18 protein-coding genes are annotated in these 18,926 nt (G+C 44.7%); 9 read left to right on the top strand and 9 right to left on the bottom strand.

Features of this window, described 5'->3' with window-relative positions:
• Positions 1-23 precede the first annotated feature (23 nt).
• Positions 24-284: a helix-turn-helix domain-containing protein gene (locus AAC852_RS15110; protein WP_340621715.1), complete on the top strand. Its 261-nt coding sequence runs from the start codon at positions 24-26 to the stop codon at positions 282-284.
• A gap of 314 nt (positions 285-598) precedes the next feature.
• On the opposite strand, the gene fis is transcribed toward AAC852_RS15110, so the two are convergent.
• The 9 genes from fis to AAC852_RS15065 form a co-directional block, all read right to left on the bottom strand.
• Positions 599-895 (bottom strand): DNA-binding transcriptional regulator Fis, encoded by a 297-nt coding sequence (fis, locus tag AAC852_RS15105; RefSeq protein WP_010847912.1) that lies wholly within the window; start codon positions 893-895, stop codon positions 599-601.
• A gap of 7 nt (positions 896-902) precedes the next feature.
• Positions 903-1,886, bottom strand: coding sequence for a tRNA dihydrouridine synthase DusB (dusB, locus tag AAC852_RS15100; RefSeq protein ID WP_340621714.1), 984 nt, complete (start codon positions 1,884-1,886; stop codon positions 903-905).
• A 284-nt stretch (positions 1,887-2,170) separates the two neighbouring features.
• Positions 2,171-3,052 (bottom strand): 50S ribosomal protein L11 methyltransferase, encoded by an 882-nt coding sequence (prmA, locus tag AAC852_RS15095; protein ID WP_340621713.1) that lies wholly within the window; start codon positions 3,050-3,052, stop codon positions 2,171-2,173.
• Positions 3,053-3,099: 47 nt separating this feature from the next.
• Complete coding sequence (panF, locus tag AAC852_RS15090; RefSeq protein WP_340621712.1) at positions 3,100-4,545, bottom strand: sodium/pantothenate symporter; 1,446 nt, start codon at positions 4,543-4,545, stop codon at positions 3,100-3,102.
• Complete coding sequence (locus tag AAC852_RS15085) at positions 4,535-4,789, bottom strand: YhdT family protein (RefSeq protein WP_340621711.1); 255 nt, start codon at positions 4,787-4,789, stop codon at positions 4,535-4,537. The genes panF and AAC852_RS15085 overlap by 11 nt, the downstream gene beginning before the upstream one ends.
• Positions 4,790-4,982: 193 nt before the next feature.
• Positions 4,983-6,332, bottom strand: coding sequence for an acetyl-CoA carboxylase biotin carboxylase subunit (accC, locus tag AAC852_RS15080; protein ID WP_340621710.1), 1,350 nt, complete (start codon positions 6,330-6,332; stop codon positions 4,983-4,985).
• Positions 6,333-6,343: 11 nt separating this feature from the next.
• Positions 6,344-6,805 carry an acetyl-CoA carboxylase biotin carboxyl carrier protein gene (gene accB / locus AAC852_RS15075; protein ID WP_340621709.1) on the bottom strand — a complete coding sequence of 154 codons (462 nt, stop codon included), beginning with the start codon at positions 6,803-6,805 and terminating at the stop codon, positions 6,344-6,346.
• Positions 6,806-6,834: 29 nt separating this feature from the next.
• On the bottom strand, positions 6,835-7,287 hold the full coding sequence (gene aroQ, locus AAC852_RS15070) for a type II 3-dehydroquinate dehydratase (RefSeq protein WP_340621708.1): 453 nt from the start codon (positions 7,285-7,287) through the stop codon (positions 6,835-6,837).
• A 206-nt stretch (positions 7,288-7,493) separates the two neighbouring features.
• Positions 7,494-8,468, bottom strand: coding sequence for an oxidoreductase (locus AAC852_RS15065; RefSeq protein WP_340621707.1), 975 nt, complete (start codon positions 8,466-8,468; stop codon positions 7,494-7,496).
• Positions 8,469-9,250: 782 nt separating this feature from the next.
• Here AAC852_RS15065 and mreB point away from each other — a divergent pair.
• The 8 genes from mreB (at position 9,251) to nit1 (ending at position 18,916) form a co-directional block, all read left to right on the top strand.
• Positions 9,251-10,294 carry a rod shape-determining protein MreB gene (mreB, locus tag AAC852_RS15060; RefSeq protein ID WP_010847922.1) on the top strand — a complete coding sequence of 348 codons (1,044 nt, stop codon included), beginning with the start codon at positions 9,251-9,253 and terminating at the stop codon, positions 10,292-10,294.
• A gap of 120 nt (positions 10,295-10,414) precedes the next feature.
• Positions 10,415-11,494 carry a rod shape-determining protein MreC gene (mreC, locus tag AAC852_RS15055; RefSeq protein WP_340621706.1) on the top strand — a complete coding sequence of 360 codons (1,080 nt, stop codon included), beginning with the start codon at positions 10,415-10,417 and terminating at the stop codon, positions 11,492-11,494.
• Complete coding sequence (mreD, locus tag AAC852_RS15050) at positions 11,491-11,979, top strand: rod shape-determining protein MreD (protein WP_047681961.1); 489 nt, start codon at positions 11,491-11,493, stop codon at positions 11,977-11,979. Before mreC ends, mreD begins: the two co-directional genes overlap by 4 nt.
• An 89-nt stretch (positions 11,980-12,068) precedes the next feature.
• Positions 12,069-12,656 carry a Maf family protein gene (locus AAC852_RS15045; protein ID WP_340621705.1) on the top strand — a complete coding sequence of 196 codons (588 nt, stop codon included), beginning with the start codon at positions 12,069-12,071 and terminating at the stop codon, positions 12,654-12,656.
• On the top strand, positions 12,653-14,122 hold the full coding sequence (gene rng, locus AAC852_RS15040) for a ribonuclease G (protein WP_047681967.1): 1,470 nt from the start codon (positions 12,653-12,655) through the stop codon (positions 14,120-14,122). The genes AAC852_RS15045 and rng overlap by 4 nt, the downstream gene beginning before the upstream one ends.
• Positions 14,123-14,247: 125 nt before the next feature.
• Entirely contained in the window at positions 14,248-16,554 is a 2,307-nt protein-coding gene (locus AAC852_RS15035) for a YhdP family protein (protein ID WP_340621704.1), read from the top strand.
• A complete protein-coding gene (locus AAC852_RS15030; protein ID WP_340621703.1) occupies positions 16,461-18,071 on the top strand; it encodes a YhdP family protein in 1,611 nt (536 codons plus the stop codon). The genes AAC852_RS15035 and AAC852_RS15030 overlap by 94 nt, the downstream gene beginning before the upstream one ends.
• Positions 18,068-18,916, top strand: coding sequence for a deaminated glutathione amidase (nit1, locus tag AAC852_RS15025; RefSeq protein ID WP_340621702.1), 849 nt, complete (start codon positions 18,068-18,070; stop codon positions 18,914-18,916). The genes AAC852_RS15030 and nit1 overlap by 4 nt, the downstream gene beginning before the upstream one ends.
• The last annotated feature ends 10 nt before the right edge of the window (positions 18,917-18,926 follow it).

The following is an 18,926-nucleotide window of genomic DNA, read 5'->3' as shown; positions in this document are numbered from 1 at the left end:
AATTAATGGAAGGGGTAGCAGGAATGAATAACAACATCAGAAATGATTGGCATCAAGCCGATATTATTGCTGCACTGCGTAAGCGTGGTACAACCTTAGCGGCTGTTTCTCGTGCATCTGGTCTCAGCTCATCTACACTGGCAAATACGCTCAGCAGACCGTGGCCGAAAGGCGAATGGATTATTGCTAACTATCTCGAAATACATCCCTCTGAAATCTGGCCCAGCCGCTATTTTGATTCTTATGGTGAGTTGATTGAACGCAAGGTTCGGGATAAATCATAAAAATAATTAGTTCCATTTGAAAATCATCGGGAAGATAGCCGTAACGGGGTATCTTCTCACTGGTAGAAACATCTGTAACTTTCATCTCAATGCTTCCAGACGAAATACATCGTAACTTTTCACAAGGTTGGAACGTTTGGTGTACTGACCTCTATAACACATCTAATTCTTATTTTTCTTTGGTACTCATGTTGTTCTGTGAGTTTTTGTGCTGAGGATTTTTCGGTGGGGTAATCGGTGGGGTAATTCTAAGTAAAAAGGCACTTTCCACATAGTAAAAAGTGCCGATTTAACAACATGTTACTAGACTAGGATTAGTTCATGCCGTATTTTTTCAGTTTTTTACGCAGAGTACCGCGGTTGATTCCCATCATCAGCGCTGCACGGGTTTGGTTACCACGGGTGTATTGCATCACCATGTCCAACAGTGGTTGCTCTACTTCAGCCAGTACCAGCTCATACAGGTCATTAACGTCTTGACCGTTTAGTTGAGCAAAATAGTTCTTCAGTGCTTGTTTAACTGAATCACGCAAAGGTTTTTGAGTTACCTGATCTTGTGAATTAACAGTAGCAACGGTTAGTACATCAGAATTTACGCGTTGTTCGAACATAGTTCTGTCAGCTCTTTTCTTTATTTACGCAAAAATTTTCGAAGTATGCTTCCAACACCTCCAGCTGTTCGCTGGCATCCTCAATGGTGTTGAATGAGCGCCGAAACTGGTCATCAGGAGCATGTTCCTTGAGATACCAAGATACATGTTTACGTGCAATACGAACTCCTTTGCCTTGACCGTAAAAGTCGTGCAACTCTCGTACATGCTCGCTCATCAAACGCTGCACCTCGCCAAGAGGCATCGGTGGCAGCAATTCTCCTGTTTCCAGATAATGCTGGATTTCCCGAAAGATCCAGGGTCTTCCCTGAGCAGCACGGCCTATCATCAGGGCATCAGCCCCGGTGTATTCAAGCACTGCTCTGGCTTTTAGCGGGTCAGTAATGTCGCCATTAGCAATAATTGGAATGGCAACAGTCTGCTTAACTGTCCGAATGTTGTCGTACTCAGCTTCGCCATTAAATAGACAGGCGCGAGTCCTGCCATGAATTGTAAGCGCTTGAATACCACAACGTTCAGCCAATTGGGCAATTTCTACACAGTTTCGTTCTTCCGGTGACCAACCTGTACGGATCTTCAATGTAACAGGTACATCAACCGCATTGACTACCTCAGAAAGGATTTTTTGGACCAGTTCTGGATAACGCAGTAATGCAGAGCCTGCCAATTTACGATTTACCTTTTTGGCTGGGCACCCCATGTTGATATCGATGATCTGAGCACCATTGGCGACGTTGATTTTCGCCGCTGCTGCCATGTCATCGGGATCACTACCGACAATTTGTACAGAACGCACTCCGGGTTCGTCGCTATGTACCATACGTAGCCGGGATTTATCCGTCTTCCAAACCTGAGAGTTGGAAGAAAGCATTTCTGAAACTGTCATACCCGCACCCATGGTGTAGCATAGTGATCGAAATGGGCGATCCGTTATGCCAGCCATAGGGGCTGCAATAAGGCAGTTTTTCAACTGGTATTGTCCGATACGCATAGGCGAAGAAAGAGTGGCCAACTGTGACTAAGGGCGCGTATATTACGCATTTTTCACGAGATATGAAAGGCCAAACTTTGAGCGAAACGACATTTATAGCAGAATTTTTCCAGTTGATTTTTTCAAACTTGGTTTATTATCCTTATATAACATATAGTTATGTGTTTTTAATGAAATTTATTGTTCCCTGCATTTCTCATGATAAATAGAACGTATTAGCACCAATTGACCCACTAAAAATTTATTTTAGTGGATAATCTCGTTTTTCAATAGGGATTTTTTGATTATTTTTTAATCCCAGTAATGCGACACCACTCTTCTTGTTCTGCAATCGGATCGATAATAAATTCATTACCATAGGCTTCAGCAACACTTTCTGCCTGACTTGCCAATACCCCGGACAAGCCTAATAATCCACCTGATTTTGATAGTGAGCCAATGATCGGTGCCAACTCGCGCAGCGGGCCAGCCAGTATATTGGCAATGACAATGTCACATTCTAAGTTGTCTGGTTGATCTTTAGATAAATAGAGTGTCAGTTGCTCGGAAACACCGTTGCGTTCTGCGTTATCCCGGCTTGCCTGAATTGCTTGAGGGTCAATATCAATGCCGATAGCATGTTTAGCACCAAGTTTCAGGGCTGCGATGGCCAAAATGCCTGAACCGCACCCAAAATCGATCACTGTTTTACCTTCCAGAGCAAGACCATCCAACCATTGTAGGCAAAGAGATGTGGTTGGGTGTGTTCCTGTTCCAAATGCTAAGCCTGGATCGAGCATGACATTAACGGCATCGGGATCCGGAACTTCCCGCCAGCTTGGGCAGATCCACAGGCGATGACCAAAATGCATTGGGTGAAAGTTGTCCATCCATTCACGTTCCCAGTCTTTATCTTCCAGTTGTTCAATCTTATGGATAAATCCTTTCCCAAGCTGAGGGATCTGTTCTAGCTGGCTGACAACCGCTTTCATATCGGTTTCAGCGTCATACAGGCCGATAACATCGGTATCTCCCCATAAACGGGTTTCCCCCGGCAGAGGCTCAAAAATCGGTGTATCGTGGCTGTCTTGAAAAGTGACGGATACTGCGCCACTTTCTATTAGTTCATCACCAAGTGCTTCAGCTTGCTGTCCTGTAGTGTTTAATCTTAGTTGTATCCAAGGCATAAAAATTCTCTTTTAAACTGAATAAGTATGAAAAAATTATATCGCCGTCACTGAGATACGGCGGTTTGTTGTGGTTGTTTATTCCCAAAAACGTTTCCGATCCCGAATGCCAGTAAACTCAGCAGTAATGATGGCACTATCGGATGGAATCCGAAGAGGTGAATGTTGAAAGTCGCCAATAGTGTGTAGCTTACTGCCCCGGTCAGCATGGACGTTATTGCACCATGTGCATTAGCTTTTTTCCAATACAGGCCTAATACCAGTGGCCAAAGGAAAACGGCCTGTAATCCACCGAATGCCAGCAGGTTCAGCCAAATAATCATCTCAGGTGGTTGCCAAGCTGCCAGTAGCAGCAATATTCCCAGAAACAAGGTAGAAAAACTGGAAATGCGTGCCAATTTTTTTTCCTGTTTGATCTGTTGCGGGAACAAATTTAAATAGAGGTCTTTGACGATTGTTGCCGAAGATTGCAGTAGTTGGGCATTAATCGTTGACATAATGGCTGCCATTGGTGCGGCCAGAAAAATTCCGGCAGCAATAGGGGGCAGGACATTGATCATCAAAGTAGGGATCACTTGATCAGGGATCGTCAGATCAGGAATGATCGCGCGGCCTAATGCGCCTGCAAGGTGCATACCAAACATCAGGATAGCCATAACGATTGTGCCGATGATAATACCGCGGTGGACGGCTTTACTGTCACGATAAGAGATACAGCGCACGGCGGTATGTGGTAGCCCGATGACACCAAAGCAAACCAGTACCCAGAAGGAAGCCATAAATGGCATTGTAAGGATATTACCAGCACCATGAGGTGAAACCAGATTGGGGTCAATGGTGCGCAGTGTTGAAACAGCTTCTGACAGTCCTCCGGCTTTATAAATAGTACCAGCCAGCAATAGCACGGTTCCTAGCAACATAACCAGCCCCTGTAATGCATCATTGAGGACGCTGGCTCTGAATCCGCCAAATGCGGTATAGAGTGCGATAGAGACACCAAAAATCAGCAACCCCGTGCCGTAGGGAATACCGGCCGCGGTTTCCAGCAAACGGGCACCTCCGATGAACTGTACAGTCATTGCACCGACAAAAGCAACTAACAGGCTCACGCTGGCAAACCAGACTAAAAAACGGCTGTGATAGCGGGCGTACAACATGTCGTTTAGAGTAACGGCGTTATAACGGCGGGCGAGAATGGCAAATTTTTTCCCCAATACGCCGAGGGAAAGCCATATTGCCGGTAATTGGATCAGGGACAAAAGAACCCAGCCAATACCGTATTTGTAAGCAGCTCCAGGGCCACCAATGAATGAACTGGCACTAATATAAGTCGCGGTAATGGTCATGGCCAGTACGAATCCCCCCATTGAGCGATTGCCGAGAAAATACTCGTTCAGGAATGCACCTGTTTGGCGGCGGCGGTAAGCATAGAGAGATAGCAGAAAAACCAGCGCCAGATATCCCGCCAGAGGCAGAATTACTTCATTTTGCATTATCATCCACCAAATTGTCCTCTAATGGGACGTCCTTGAAGACAAATTTCACCATCATCCAGCAGAGGATAATAAAGAGTATCGGTAGCATTAAGCAGGCCAGTTCGAACCAGAGTGGCAATCCGGTAAATCCAGTTGTATTACCGGGTAAATAGGCACTCAGCAACCAACCCACAAGATAAGCTAACGTCAGAAATACTGCCCAGCGAGCTTCTTTATGGGATTGAACAAATCGTCTGTCCATCTGTTCTCCGGGGAATTTACATAAAACAGTTGATATAAAACAAGGGAAGGAATTGTACGGTAACATACAGATTTATTCAGAAGAAAATGTGCCGTCACAATATCAAAAGCGTGTGGAGCTACCTGAGAATAAAAAAATCCCATCTGTTAACAGATGGGATTTGCAGGACAATAATGAATGTCAGAAAGAAACTTTACTTATCTTGTAAGCCGAGTTTTTTCTCCAGATAGTGGATATTGGTTCCGCCTTTCTGGAAGTTTTCGTCATTCATGATGGACAGTTGCAGATCGATATTGGTTTTGATGCCATCAATAATTAACTCTGCCAATGCGTTCTTCATACGTGCAATCGCCACTTCACGGGTTTCTCCGTAAGTGATTAGTTTGCCGATCATAGAATCATAATAAGGCGGTACGGTATATCCCGCATAGATATGGGATTCCCAACGTACTCCGAAACCACCCGGAGAGTGGAAATGGGTGATCTTGCCCGGACTTGGCAGGAAAGTTTTTGGATCTTCAGCATTGATACGACATTCGATCGCATGACCTTCGATCACAATATCTTCCTGTTTGATGGAAAGAGGCAGACCAGAGGCTATGCGTAGCTGTTCTTTAATCAGGTCAACACCGGTAATCATCTCTGTAACCGGGTGCTCAACTTGAATACGGGTATTCATCTCAATAAAGTAGAATTCACCGTTTTCATACAGGAATTCAAATGTACCTGCTCCGCGATAGCCGATTTCGAGACAGGCGTTGGCGCAGCGCTCACCAATGCTGCGACGCAGTTCTGCCGAAATACCTGGTGCTGGCGCTTCTTCCACAACTTTCTGATGTCGGCGCTGCATAGAGCAGTCACGCTCAGCGAGGTAGAGAGCATTACCTTGACCATCGGCCAGTACCTGAATTTCAACGTGACGTGGGTTCTCAAGGAATTTTTCCATGTAAACCATGTCGTTGTTGAAAGCGGCTTTGGCTTCTGCACGGGTCATAGCAATGGATTGTTCCAGATCTTTATCACTACGAACAACACGCATACCACGACCGCCACCGCCTCCGGATGCTTTAATGATTACCGGATAGCCGATACGTTGTGCGATCGATTTGTTCTTCTCTGTATCATCTCCTAATGGGCCGTCAGAGCCAGGAACGCATGGAACACCTGCTTTTTTCATGGCACTGATAGCAGAAACTTTATCTCCCATCAGGCGGATCGTTTCTGCTTTCGGGCCGATAAAAGTAAAGCCGGAACGCTCTACCTGCTCAGCAAAGTCTGCGTTTTCAGACAGGAACCCATAACCCGGATGGATGGCTTGTGCACAGGTAATTTCAGCCGCAGAAATGATAGCCGGAATATTCAGGTAACTTTTTACCGATGCCGCCGGGCCGATACAGACAGTTTCATCTGCCAGCAGGACGTGCTTTAGGTCACGGTCTGCCGTGGAATGTACAGCAACAGTTTTGATGCCAAGTTCCTTACAGGCTCTCAGAATACGCAGTGCTATTTCACCGCGGTTAGCTATGACAATTTTCTCAAGCATGGAGCGCCTCGTTATTCGATGACGACCAGTGGCTCGTCAAATTCAACAGGTTGACCGTCTTGTACCAGAATCGCCTTAACTACGCCGGTTTTGTCGGCTTCGATCTGGTTCATCATTTTCATGGCTTCAACGATGCACAGGGTATCCCCCTGATTAACGTGTTGACCGACTTCAATGAAAGGTTTCGCATCTGGGCTTGGTGAACGGTAGAACGTACCAACCATTGGTGAACGAACTATATGGCCGCTGATCTCTGCTGGTTTTTCTGCTGCGGCAGGGACAGCCGGCGCTGTTGTAGCAGCTTGTACAGGCGGTTGAACAGGGGCAGAAAGGTATTGTTGAGTGACTGGTATGCCCTGGGTTGCCGTAGTGCGACTGATGCGAACTGACTCTTCACCTTCAGAAATTTCCAGTTCAGAAATGCCAGATTCTTCAACCAGCTCGATCAATTTTTTTATCTTACGAATATCCATGAGTGTGATTCCGTACTCTATTTATGTAATTAGTTGAATGTAGACAATCGGTTGACCGCTGCCTGTAATGCGAAACGATAACCATCGGCACCCAAACCGCAGATCACGCCAACTGCAATATCTGAAAGATATGAGTGATGGCGGAACGGCTCGCGGGCGTGCACATTGGAGAGATGAATCTCAATAAATGGGATATCTACCGCCAGAAGTGCGTCGCGTAGCGCCACGCTGGTATGTGTAAATGCCGCAGGGTTAATCAGAATAAAATCAATATTGCCCCGCGCTGTATGGATCCTCTCAATCAATTCGGATTCTGCATTGGATTGCAGATGGGATAATTCAACTCCCGATTGGTGAGCTTCTTTTGACAGTTTGCTGACGATGTCATCAAGCGTTAACTTACCGTAGGTCTCAGGCTCTCGTGTTCCCAACATGTTCAGGTTGGGGCCATTCAAGAGTAAAATGCGAAACTTGTCTGCCATTGTGCGGGTATCTCCGGCAATCTGTCAACAATCGTTCAAGATAACTCGATGTCAACGGTTTGTCATCTCTTTCTGCTATCAATATTTGTAAATTTGGCGATAAAGCCCGACATTATAAACATATCGTGACATTTAGCAGCTAAATACTGGTCTTATCAGCACGGTTTTATCTGCTTTGGTTTTATAATCTTGGTGTTATAGGCGTTTTACCGTATCTTCACCAGTGTTCTGCCAGTTACCTGATTATTTACCAGCTTATTGGAATACTCGATTACCTGGTCTAATGAAATTTCATTGGCTGTTTGTTGGTAAAAGGGATCTGGTAGCAGTTCTTGCAATCGTTTCCAAATTCCAGGTCGTTTTGTGGCGGGGACTGTGGCTGATTCAACGCCTTGTAAACGAACATTACGCAGAATAAATGGCATAACAGTCGTAGGAAGATGAATGTCACTTGCCATACCACAGGCTGCTACCGTGCCGTTGTGAGAAACTTGTGCCAGTAATTTAGCCAGAATTGTACCGCCGACAGTATCAATGACACCTGACCAGCGTTGTTTTTCCAGTGGACGAGAGGGTTGATTGAAATCGGAGACAGGCAGGACTGCTTTTGCTCCCAGTGAAAATAGATGCTCCTGATTTTCCAGTTTACTGCTGATGGCGACAGTGGAATATCCCAACAGAGATAATAAGGCAATCGCTGTACTACCGACACCACCGCTGGCCCCCGTAACGGCGATTTCCCCGCTTTCAGGTGTTATTTCTCCTTGTTCCAGTGCCATAACACATAGCATGGCAGTAAAACCAGCTGTACCGATAATCATGGCTTGTCTGGTAGTTAACCCTTGTGGCAATGGTGTCAGCCATTCCCCGGAAACTCTGGCTTGTTGTGCCAAGCCGCCCCAATGATTTTCTCCCACCCCCCAGCCAGTCAATAAAACCTGCTGACCTACATGAAAACGGGGATCTTCTGAATGGCGGACAACCCCGGAAAAGTCGATCCCCGGTATCATCGGAAATTGGCGGACAATCTTCCCCTTGCCAGTGATAGCAAGGGCATCTTTATAATTGAGGGTTGACCAGTGAATATCGACGGTAACGTCACCGGGTGGAAGTTGAGCGATATCAATGTCCTGAATAGATGCTGATAGTGTGCCGTGCTGTTCAAGCAATAAAGCTTTCATCATTTCTCTCCATTGGTGGGTTTTATGTCTGACACCATCACGATTCTTATGATTTCATCTCTTGTGACATCATCAATATAGATAAAATTGAAAATGCGGAAATGGATAGGCTGCAATATTGTGATGGAAAGTCGTAAAATGGTGATTAATTATTTTGTTTAAGATGACATTGTTTAAGATAACATTGTAAAAGATGAAAATGTTCTGGATAACGATCAGAATGTTAATAATACCTTTCGTTTTATACCGCAATGGCTCAATAATCAGCAAATTTATCCCTTACTCGTGTATTTCAGGAACAATTGCAGTGAACGATTTCTCACAGATTTTCATGGGCTTTTGAGAGCCATTCTGACATTCAATAAATTACCTTTATTGAAATTACTGAATAGCGATATCAGAGCAGATAAAAATTTTTGATAAAAAGTGAATTTTGGTTGAACTTGCTGAAATCATTATAGGTCAACACAGAAAAGGAAAAAGTGGGATAGCAACATCGCGGGATACACCATATATACACTATACTGTTGGTTTTTAGAGCATTTGGATATTTTAGGATTTAGTAATGGGGTTATGGGTGGAATTAACCCATTTTTATGCAGTTTTTTTCTGCTCTGTCAGAAAAAAGTAACGTAGAATATCGTGTTTCTGATGTGAATAACGTAGCCACTTTCATTGAAGTAGTAAAAAGTAGTTAGTGATGCGCCTTGTCGCTGCTTCATGTGGTTGGTAGAGTAGACGGACAAACATCCGTCCCCAGCTTGCAGGATTATCCTTTCGTTATGTTAAAGAAATTTCGTGGCATGTTTTCCAATGATTTGTCCATTGACTTGGGTACTGCCAATACCCTTATTTATGTCAAAGGTCAGGGAATTGTCTTGGATCAACCCTCTGTTGTTGCTATCCGACAAGACAGAGCAGGTTCACCAAAAAGCGTTGCAGCCGTGGGGCTGGAAGCAAAGCAGATGTTGGGACGTACTCCGGGAAATATCGCAGCCATTCGTCCAATGAAGGATGGTGTGATTGCTGATTTTTATGTCACGGAAAAAATGTTGCAGCATTTTATTAAACAGGTTCATAACAACAGTTTTATGCGTCCGAGTCCACGTGTACTGGTCTGTGTGCCTGTGGGAGCGACGCAAGTTGAGCGTCGCGCCATTCGTGAATCTGCCCAAAGTGCGGGTGCACGTGAAGTCTTTCTGATTGAAGAGCCTATGGCAGCAGCAATCGGTGCGGGTTTACCTGTTTCTGAAGCGACAGGCTCCATGGTTGTTGATATTGGTGGAGGGACAACTGAAGTTGCAGTTATCTCCCTCAATGGTGTGGTCTATTCTTCCTCTGTCCGTATTGGTGGAGATCGCTTTGATGAAGCGATTATCAACTATGTTCGTCGCAACTATGGTTCATTAATTGGTGAAGCGACAGCAGAGCGTATTAAACATGAAATCGGTTCTGCTTATCCGACAGATGAAGTTCGTGAAATTGAAGTGCGTGGTCGTAACCTCGCGGAGGGTGTGCCGCGTAGCTTCACACTGAATTCTAATGAAATTCTGGAAGCCTTACAGGAGCCGCTGACAGGTATCGTCAGTGCGGTCATGGTGGCATTGGAACAATGCCCACCAGAGTTGGCTTCTGATATTTCAGAGCGTGGTATGGTGCTGACAGGTGGTGGTGCACTGTTACGCAATCTTGACCGTTTATTGATGGAAGAAACAGGAATTCCTGTCATTGTGGCTGAAGATCCTCTCACTTGTGTTGCCAGAGGTGGCGGCAAAGCGCTGGAAATGATCGACATGCACGGTGGCGATTTGTTCAGCGAAGACTGAAAATAACTCTGCGGGCTGGGAGGTGTTTTTATCAGTGCCTCCTTGCTGTTTATCTGAGAGTTTATTGTTTATGACTCTTTTATTGTTTATGACACAAAACAGCTCAACAATGCGCAACTTATGAAGCCGATTTTCAGCAGAGGGCCTTCCCTACAATTACGACTCTTTTTTGCTGTTATTATTGCCATTATTCTGGTTGTGGTAGACAGCCGTTTTGGTTTTTTCAATAAAATCCGTAGTTATATGGATACGGCAGTGAGTCCTTTTTATTTTCTTGCCAATGGTCCCCGCCAATTCTTAGATGGTGTTTCCGATTCTTTGGCCACCCGTAAACAACTTGAACTGGAAAATAACACCCTGCGCAACGAGTTGAGATTACAGAACAGTCATCTTTTACTGTTAGGACAATTAAAACAAGAAAATGCCCGTTTGCGTGAATTATTGGGGTCACCTTTACGCAGTGATGAACATATGATGGTATCGCAGGTGATTTCTGGTGGTATGGATCCTTATCGCGATCAAGTTGTTATTGATAAGGGCGCGAAAGATGGCGTCTATGAAGGGCAACCTGTTATCAGTGATCGTGGCGTCGTTGGTCAAGTTATCTCAGTAAGTCAATTAAGCAGCCGGGTGTTGTTGATTTGTGATCCAACCCATGCATTGCCGGTTCAGGTACTGCGTAATGATATTAGAGTGATTGCTGGTGGTGCGGGATGTACGGACGATCTTCACCTTGAACCGCTACCCAGTGATACAGACATCCGGGTTGGTGACGTGCTGGTAACATCCGGCCTTGGAGGGCGTTTCCCTGAAGGTTACCCTGTAGCGGTGGTTTCCTCTGTCAGGATAGATAATCAGCGAGCCCATACGGTTATTTATGCGCGTCCATTGGCAGAATTGCGGCGCTTGCGTTATCTATTATTGCTATGGGGGGCGGATAATAACCCATCTGAACCATTGCCGCCTTCCGAAGTGTACCGAGCAGCAAATGAACGTTTGATGCAGATGTTACCGCAGGTACTGCCAAATCCCTCTGACGCTAAGCCCCAATTTCCGACAGAAGATTTAGGTGAAGGTAAAGATAAAACAGAGAAAGGCGGAAGGGAGAAAGAGGGAGATGGGGTGTCATTCCCCGTAGCAAGACCGTCATCTCCGGCAGTATCATCAAGCAAACTGCCTGCCGCGGAGAATCGTGGATGAGTCAGTATAAAGGGCGCGGCCGTTGGGTTGTCTGGTTATCTTTTCTGATCGCAATGGTGCTACAAAGTATGCCGTGGCCGGAGCAGTTTGATATGTTCCGGCCTACCTTACTCGTGTTGTGTCTGATCTATTGGCTCCTTGCGATCCCTCACCGTGTTAGTGTTGGAACTGGTTTTATACTGGGTATCCTGATGGATTTGTTACAGGGGAGTATTCTTGGAGCACATGCACTGGCTTTCAGTCTGATTAGTTTTTTGGTCGCGTTCAAATTTCAGCTCATTCGCAATATGGCACTCTGGCAACAGTCCCTGATTGTGATGGTACTTTCGACACTGATAAACTTCTGTGTTTTTCTGGCTCATGCCTTGATACCAAAGATTATTTTCCATCCTGAAGTATTCTGGAATGGTCTTGTCAATGGTATTCTCTGGCCTTGGCTATTCTTATTAATGCGGAAAATCCGTCGTCAATTTTCAGTTCGTTAAAGGCGAGCTCTACTTTTTAATGAACGGCTTTTCAATGAACTCTTATCCATGAACTCTTGTCAATGAACTGATAGAAAGGATGACTCACTATGAAAACCCTTTACTTAGCTTCCGGCTCACCACGGCGGCGTGAGCTGGTGGAATTGTTGGACTTTAATTTTCAGTTCCTGACACCACAGGTCGAAGAGAAGTGGCAAGAAGGGGAGTCTCCGCAGCACTATGTTAATCGGTTGGCCAGAGAAAAATCGCAAGCGGGAGTGAGGATTGCACCGGAGAATTTTCCAGTTCTGGGCGCGGACACAATTGTTGTACTGAATAATCGCATTCTGGAAAAACCCCGTAATGAGCAGCACGCTGCTGAAATGCTGCAAGAACTGTCAGGGCAGTGCCATCAAGTCATGACTGCTGTTGCTTTATCGAACAATCAGCATACCTTAAGTGAGTTAGTCATTACAGATGTGATGTTTCGCCATTTATCCCAACGTAAAATACGGGAATATATTGCAACTGGGGAACCAATGGATAAAGCCGGTGCTTATGGCATTCAGGGTAAAGGCGGTTGCTTTGTCAGAAAGATTAATGGCAGTTACCATGCTGTTGTCGGCTTACCATTGGTGGAAACGTATGAATTAATCAAACGATTTTTAGCGTTAGCTGATGGGAAGGATCATTCATGACAGCCGAGTTATTAGTCAATGTAACACCATCTGAAACGCGGGTTGCTTATATAGATGGCGGTATTTTGCAAGAAGTTCATATTGAACGGGAAGCTAAACGGGGAATAGTTGGCAATATTTACAAAGGACGTATCAGCCGTGTTCTGCCCGGTATGCAGGCGGCTTTTGTAGATATCGGGTTGGAAAAAGCGGCTTTCTTGCACGCATCTGACATTATGCCTCATACGGAATGTATAGCCGGTGAGGAACGGAAGAACTTCAATGTCAGGGATATTGCTGAATTGGTTTGTCAGGGACAGGATCTGCTTGTTCAGGTAGTGAAAGATCCTCTTGGCACGAAAGGCGCCCGTTTGACAACGGACATTACCCTGCCATCACGTTATCTGGTATTTATGCCGGGTGCCTCTCATGTTGGCGTTTCTCAGCGAATTGAAAGTGAAGAAGAACGTGAGCGCCTGAAATCCATCGTGATGGATTATTGCGATGAGTATGGTGGATTTATTATCCGTACTGCCGCAGAAGGTGTGAGAAAAGAAGAAATTGAGCAGGATGCGGCTTTTTTGAAGCGTCTGTGGCGTAAGGTTATTGAGCGTAAGAAACGCAATATTACTAAAACGAAAGTATATGGTGAGCTTGCTTTGGCACAGCGTATTCTGCGTGACTTTGCAGGAGCTTCTCTTGATCGCATTCGGGTTGATTCCCGTCAGACCTATCTGCAATTGCAAGAGTTCATTGATGAATATATTCCTGAAATGAATGCCAAACTGGATCATTATCAAGGAACTCAGCCGATATTCGATCTGTGTGGCGTAGAAAATGAAATTCAGCGCGCATTGGAACGCAAAGTAGAATTAAAATCGGGTGGCTATCTGATTATCGATCAAACCGAAGCCATGACGACTATCGATATTAATACCGGAGCTTTTGTTGGGCATCGCAACTTAGAAGAGACTATCTTTAATACTAATATTGAGGCGACTCAAGCGATTGCCCGCCAGTTAAGGCTGCGTAATTTAGGCGGGATCATTATCATTGATTTTATCGATATGAGTAATGGGGAACATCGTCGTAGAGTCTTGGCTTCTTTAGAGCAGGCATTAAGCAAAGATCGTGTGAAAACGACCATTAATGGTTTTTCCCAGCTTGGGTTGGTGGAAATGACACGAAAACGCACACGAGAAAGTCTTGAACATATCTTGTGTGATAACTGTCCGATTTGTCAGGGACGTGGCACCGTGAAATCTGTTGAAACAGTATGCTATGAAATTTTACGGGAAATTGTACGTGTTCACCGCGCCATTAATGCAGATCGTTTTCTGGTTTACGCATCCCATGCTGTGAGTGAAGCCCTTAAAGGGGAACACTCTCATGCTTTAGCCGAAGTAGAGATTTTTGTAAGCAAGCCAGTGAAAGTGCAGGCAGAACAACTCTACAGTCAGGAACAATTTGATGTTGTTATGATGTAATTACTACGCGGGATTGCAGTGATACTTCATATTTTTCAGGTTGCTTCTCTGGTTGGCTATAGTCATTTTGAAATGTGGCGTGAAATCTATTGGGTAGAAATATGCTGACAACCAAGGAGAAATGAGTGAGGCGACTGCTCGGGATATTATTAGCGACAGCCGCAATAGTCATTATCATTGTGGCTTTGCTTGTCAGCGGGTTACGTTTTTCCCTGCCACATATTAATGATTATCGCCAGCAATTGGCGCATAAGATTTCTGAATTGACGGATATTTCTGTCGATATTGGCTATATCAGCGGAAATTGGCAACCATTCGGCCCCCAGTTGGAAGTTCGTGATCTTCGTGTTGTAACGAGGGAAACGGATGTTAAAGCCAAAAAAGTGACGTTTTCTCTGGATATCTGGCGTTCGTTGCTACAACGGCGCTGGCATTTTCGTGATCTCTCCTTTTACCAGCTTCAGGTTGATTATGATAAGCCATTATTGGATGGGGAAGACGAAAGCCTGTTTCCCAAGCCGGATAGCTTATCCTCCCTTTTCCTTGAACGGTTTAATCATTTTGATTTGCACGACAGCAGCCTGACGTTTCCGACTCCATCGGGAGAAAAGATCCGGCTGATATTGCCGCAACTGACATGGCTGAATAAAGATAATCGTCATCGTGCACAAGGCAATATTAATCTGTCTTCGATTAACGGACAGGAAGGTGTTGTGCAGGTTAAATTTGACTTGAAAGATATTAATCGTGTTTTAGATAGCGGCACGATTTATTTGCAGGCTGATGATATCGATATGCGGTTGTGGTTCAGCCGCTGGTTAAAAGACAATACCGGTTTGGAAGATGCCCGATTCAGTCTGGCCAGTTGGATTACCCTGAAAAATGGGAGGATTGATAACGGATATCTGCAACTTAAGCAAGGGCATGCTAATTGGCATGTGGGTGATGAAAAACATCAGCTTGCTGTTCATGATTTACTCCTGCAAATGCATCGTCAGGGAGAAGGCTGGCTGTTTGATATCCCCAATCTGGCAAGCCTGAAGACAAACGGTCAGCCATGGCCCGCAGGCCGTATTGCGATATTGTATGCTATGCAGGCGCAGCAATATCAGAACAAAGATCATTGGCGGGTTCGCGCTGAAAATATTCAGCTTGAACGCCTGAGTGGGATGTTGCCGATGATTTCTTTTGTGACCCCCGATATTGTTAAAGACTGGCAATATCGGCAACTCAAAGGATTAGTCAGTAGTCTTGCCCTTGATGTCACCCCCGAATTACCTGATAGCGCGGAGATTGCCATCAAATGGCAGGATGTCAGTTGGTCTCGTTGGAAAAAGTTACCTTCAGTCAATCACTTCAGTGGTGCATTAGAAGGCAATAAACAGTGGGGAACCTTTAGGTTTGAACTGAAAAACAGCCTCATTGATTACCGGACTATGTTCCAGGCACCATTTAATATTGCCCGCAGTGAAGGAAAAATCACGTGGAAAAATGGTCAGGATGGTTTGAAGATATGGAGCCAGGGGCTGGATTTGCAGGCCAGGTCACTATGGATAAACGGAGATTTTCATTACACGGAATCCCAAAATCAGCAACCAATGCTAGGGATACTGGCTGGAATTCGTTTGGATGATGCGGGTGATGCATGGCGCTATTTTCCCAAGCCATTGATGGGGGAATCGCTGACAGAATATTTAACAGCGTCGTTGATCAAAGGAAAGGTAGATAATGCTACTTTGATCTTTCAGGGAAACCCTCATGATTTCCCATTCAAGCAGAATAATGGCCAGTTTCAGGTATGGGTTCCTCTGCGTCATGCGACATTCCAGTATCAGCCTGATTGGCCAGCCCTGTTTGATCTGAATATTGATTTGAATTTCCAGAATAACAGCTTACAGATGCAAGCAGAGAAAACGAGATTGGGAAAAGTTAATGCCTCCCGGATCTCGGCTGTTATCCCCGATTACGGTAAAGAGAAGTTATTGATTGATGCTGAAATATCTGGAGAAGGAAAGGATATCCACAATTATTTTCATCATAGTCCATTGACGGAAACGGTTGGTAGTACGCTGGATAATTTGCAACTTAACGGTCAGGTTGATGGAAAACTACATCTGGATGTTCTTCTGGAAAATGGTACAACTCATGCAAGTGGAGAGGTTGTACTGAAAAATACCGATTTGTTCATCAAGCCATTAGATAGCAAGATGAAGCATCTTAGTGGCAAATTCCACTTTGATAATGGCACGTTGCAAAGTGACACGCTTTCTGCTCATTGGCTTGGAAACCCCCTCTTACCACTCAGGATTTACCGGGATATTATCGGGTTAATGTGGATTTGGATGCTCGCTGGCCTGCTGCAACATTACCGAAACTTCCGGTTAAAATTCGTCGTCAGCTATCAGGACAATTGGACTGGCAGGGAAAAGTGAACATTATGCTCCCTTCACAGGCCAAACCTTCACAAAGCAGGCCGTTACAACATGGGGCGGAATATCAGGTTGTAATCAATGCTGATTTGTCACATATCAACAGTACACTGGTTGGGTTGGAAACAGAATCTTTACGGGCATGGAATGATATCAATCTTCAGGCTACAGGGGATACAAACCAACTTCAGGTTATCGGTTCATTGGGGAAAAGATATGTGTTCAATAGCCAATGGTTATTGGGGAAAAATTATGTCCGTTTACAGCGAGGTACTTTGAATACGGATGATAATGGCCTACCTGATTTGCCGGAAAAACCAATGCTGACATTAAACTTACCTGCGATTGAGGGTGAAAAATGGCTGGCACTGATTGAACCCTTAAAGGCTAAATCAGCAGCAGATAACAGCCTGATATGGCCTGAATTATTTGAAATATCAACGCCTTATTTGGATATTGGAGGACAACGTTGGCATAATCTTATACTCAGTGCAGCTAACCAACCTGATAGCCTGCATATCAATGCAATTGGAGAAGAAATCAATGGTGATTTGCTGATTAAAGTTGGTGGAGTATGGCAGGCAACACTCAACTATCTCTATTATAACCCTATGTTTTCGGATAACTCTTCCAGCGATAATGAGTCGTTAATTTCAAACGTAGCAGAAACGCCAAAATATGCTCTGAATCATTGGCCTACACTTGACGTTAAATGTGATGAATGTTGGCTTGCCGGATTAAATGTTGGGAAAATCTCAGGGACGGTAACACCAGAAGGTGATGCCTTGAGTCTGACTAATGGACGGATAGAAAACAGTGCCGGTAAATTGACATTATCCGGGCGTTGGAGTGAAAGTAATACAGGTAATTATACTTGGGTTAAGGGCCAGATATCCGGAAAAAGTTTTGATGATATGGCTGCCTATCTCGGATTTATTGTTCCAATTACTGGCGCTTTGTTTAAGTTTGATTTTGACCTGAACTGGAAGGATACACCGTGGAACCCTGATGTTAAAACGTTCAATGGCGCTTTAACAGGAAAAGTGGGGAAAGGAGCAATAGCAAAACTGGGGGGTGGCAGAGCAGGACAACTATTAAGATTAGTTAGTTTTGATGCATTGTTACGTAAATTACAGTTGGATTTCAGTGATACATTCAGTAATGATTTTAACTTTGATTCTATAAGTGGCGATGCCGCGATAAAAAATGGTGTCATGTATACCGATAACTTCCGTATTGATGGGCTGGAAGCGGACATTCATGGAAAAGGCCAGATAAATTTTATCCGTCATCAGCTTAATATGGAGTTGATGATCACCCCGGAAATATCAGCAACAGTTGGTGTGGCGACAGCTTTTGCGGTTAATCCTATGGTAGGCGCTGCTGTTTTTGCAGCGACGAAAGCATTAGGCCCATTGTGGAGTAAGATATCGGTCATTCGCTATCGACTAACGGGTAATCTGGAACAGCCTAAAATTGATGAAGTTTTACGTCAGCTTAAGGAGAATAAAGGGTCATGAAAAACGTCAATGTTGCACTCTTACAATTATGCAGTGGTACAAACATTAAACATAATTTAGCGCAAATTGAACAGCAAATTAAGCAGTTGCCCAAAACAGTAAAACTGGTTCTGACTCCGGAGAATGCATTACTGTTTGCTGATGCAGATACTTACCGCGAACACGCAGAAGAGCAGGGAAAAGGCCCACTACAGCAAGCTGTAAGTGAAATTGCGCAACGTTATGGTATCTGGTTGTTGATTGGTTCAATGCCGATGATCAGCCGGGAAGATCCGAGCCGTATAACCAGCAGTAGCTTATTGTTTGATGATCAGGGTGAGATTCGTGCCCGTTATGACAAAATCCACATGTTTGATGTCAATATCAAGGATGAACATGGCTCCTATAATGAATCCTCCATCTACCAACGTGGGGAACATATCACTGTTGTTGATACACCCGTTGGTCGTTTGGGTATGACTATTTGCTATGATCTGCGCTTCCCTGGGCTGTTTCAGGCACTACGGGAGCAGGGGGCTGAGCTGATTTCTGTACCTGCTGCCTTTACCAGACTGACGGGTAAGGCACACTGGGAACCACTTTTAAGAGCTCGCGCAATTGAGAACCAATGTATCATCTTGGCACCCGCACAAGTCGGAGTGCACGGTACTCGCAGAACATGGGGGCATTCAATGGCGGTAAGTGGTTGGGGAGAAATCATCAAGAAGAATCCTCTGACTGTCAGTGCACTACAGCTCAACATCCGACGGGATAGTTTGATCCACATGCGTGAGCAGATCAAAGTGGTGAAACATAATCGTTTCCGTCCACAACTGACTTCTTTGATAAAAAAGAATACAAATTAAGGTAAAGAGA

Origin of the sequence: Xenorhabdus siamensis, from assembly GCF_037996745.1 — a bacterium.
GTDB classification, from domain to species: domain Bacteria; phylum Pseudomonadota; class Gammaproteobacteria; order Enterobacterales; family Enterobacteriaceae; genus Xenorhabdus; species Xenorhabdus indica.
The sequence above is the reverse complement of the archived record's forward strand: the minus strand, read 5'-3'. Positions and strand labels throughout refer to the sequence as shown.

Excerpts from the sequence above, each read along its gene's own strand:
- AAC852_RS15110 (WP_340621715.1), top strand. The coding sequence starts at position 24 with ATGAATAACAACATCAGAAATGATTGGCATCAAGCCGATATTATTGCT.
- fis (WP_010847912.1), bottom strand. The coding sequence starts at position 895 with ATGTTCGAACAACGCGTAAATTCTGATGTACTAACCGTTGCTACTGTT.
- dusB (WP_340621714.1), bottom strand. The coding sequence starts at position 1,886 with ATGCGTATCGGACAATACCAGTTGAAAAACTGCCTTATTGCAGCCCCT.
- prmA (WP_340621713.1), bottom strand. The coding sequence starts at position 3,052 with ATGCCTTGGATACAACTAAGATTAAACACTACAGGACAGCAAGCTGAA.
- panF (WP_340621712.1), bottom strand. The coding sequence starts at position 4,545 with ATGCAAAATGAAGTAATTCTGCCTCTGGCGGGATATCTGGCGCTGGTT.
- AAC852_RS15085 (WP_340621711.1), bottom strand. The coding sequence starts at position 4,789 with ATGGACAGACGATTTGTTCAATCCCATAAAGAAGCTCGCTGGGCAGTA.
- accC (WP_340621710.1), bottom strand. The coding sequence starts at position 6,332 with ATGCTTGAGAAAATTGTCATAGCTAACCGCGGTGAAATAGCACTGCGT.
- accB (WP_340621709.1), bottom strand. The coding sequence starts at position 6,805 with ATGGATATTCGTAAGATAAAAAAATTGATCGAGCTGGTTGAAGAATCT.
- aroQ (WP_340621708.1), bottom strand. The coding sequence starts at position 7,287 with ATGGCAGACAAGTTTCGCATTTTACTCTTGAATGGCCCCAACCTGAAC.
- AAC852_RS15065 (WP_340621707.1), bottom strand. The coding sequence starts at position 8,468 with ATGAAAGCTTTATTGCTTGAACAGCACGGCACACTATCAGCATCTATT.
- mreB (WP_010847922.1), top strand. The coding sequence starts at position 9,251 with ATGTTAAAGAAATTTCGTGGCATGTTTTCCAATGATTTGTCCATTGAC.
- mreC (WP_340621706.1), top strand. The coding sequence starts at position 10,415 with ATGAAGCCGATTTTCAGCAGAGGGCCTTCCCTACAATTACGACTCTTT.
- mreD (WP_047681961.1), top strand. The coding sequence starts at position 11,491 with ATGAGTCAGTATAAAGGGCGCGGCCGTTGGGTTGTCTGGTTATCTTTT.
- AAC852_RS15045 (WP_340621705.1), top strand. The coding sequence starts at position 12,069 with ATGAAAACCCTTTACTTAGCTTCCGGCTCACCACGGCGGCGTGAGCTG.
- rng (WP_047681967.1), top strand. The coding sequence starts at position 12,653 with ATGACAGCCGAGTTATTAGTCAATGTAACACCATCTGAAACGCGGGTT.
- nit1 (WP_340621702.1), top strand. The coding sequence starts at position 18,068 with ATGAAAAACGTCAATGTTGCACTCTTACAATTATGCAGTGGTACAAAC.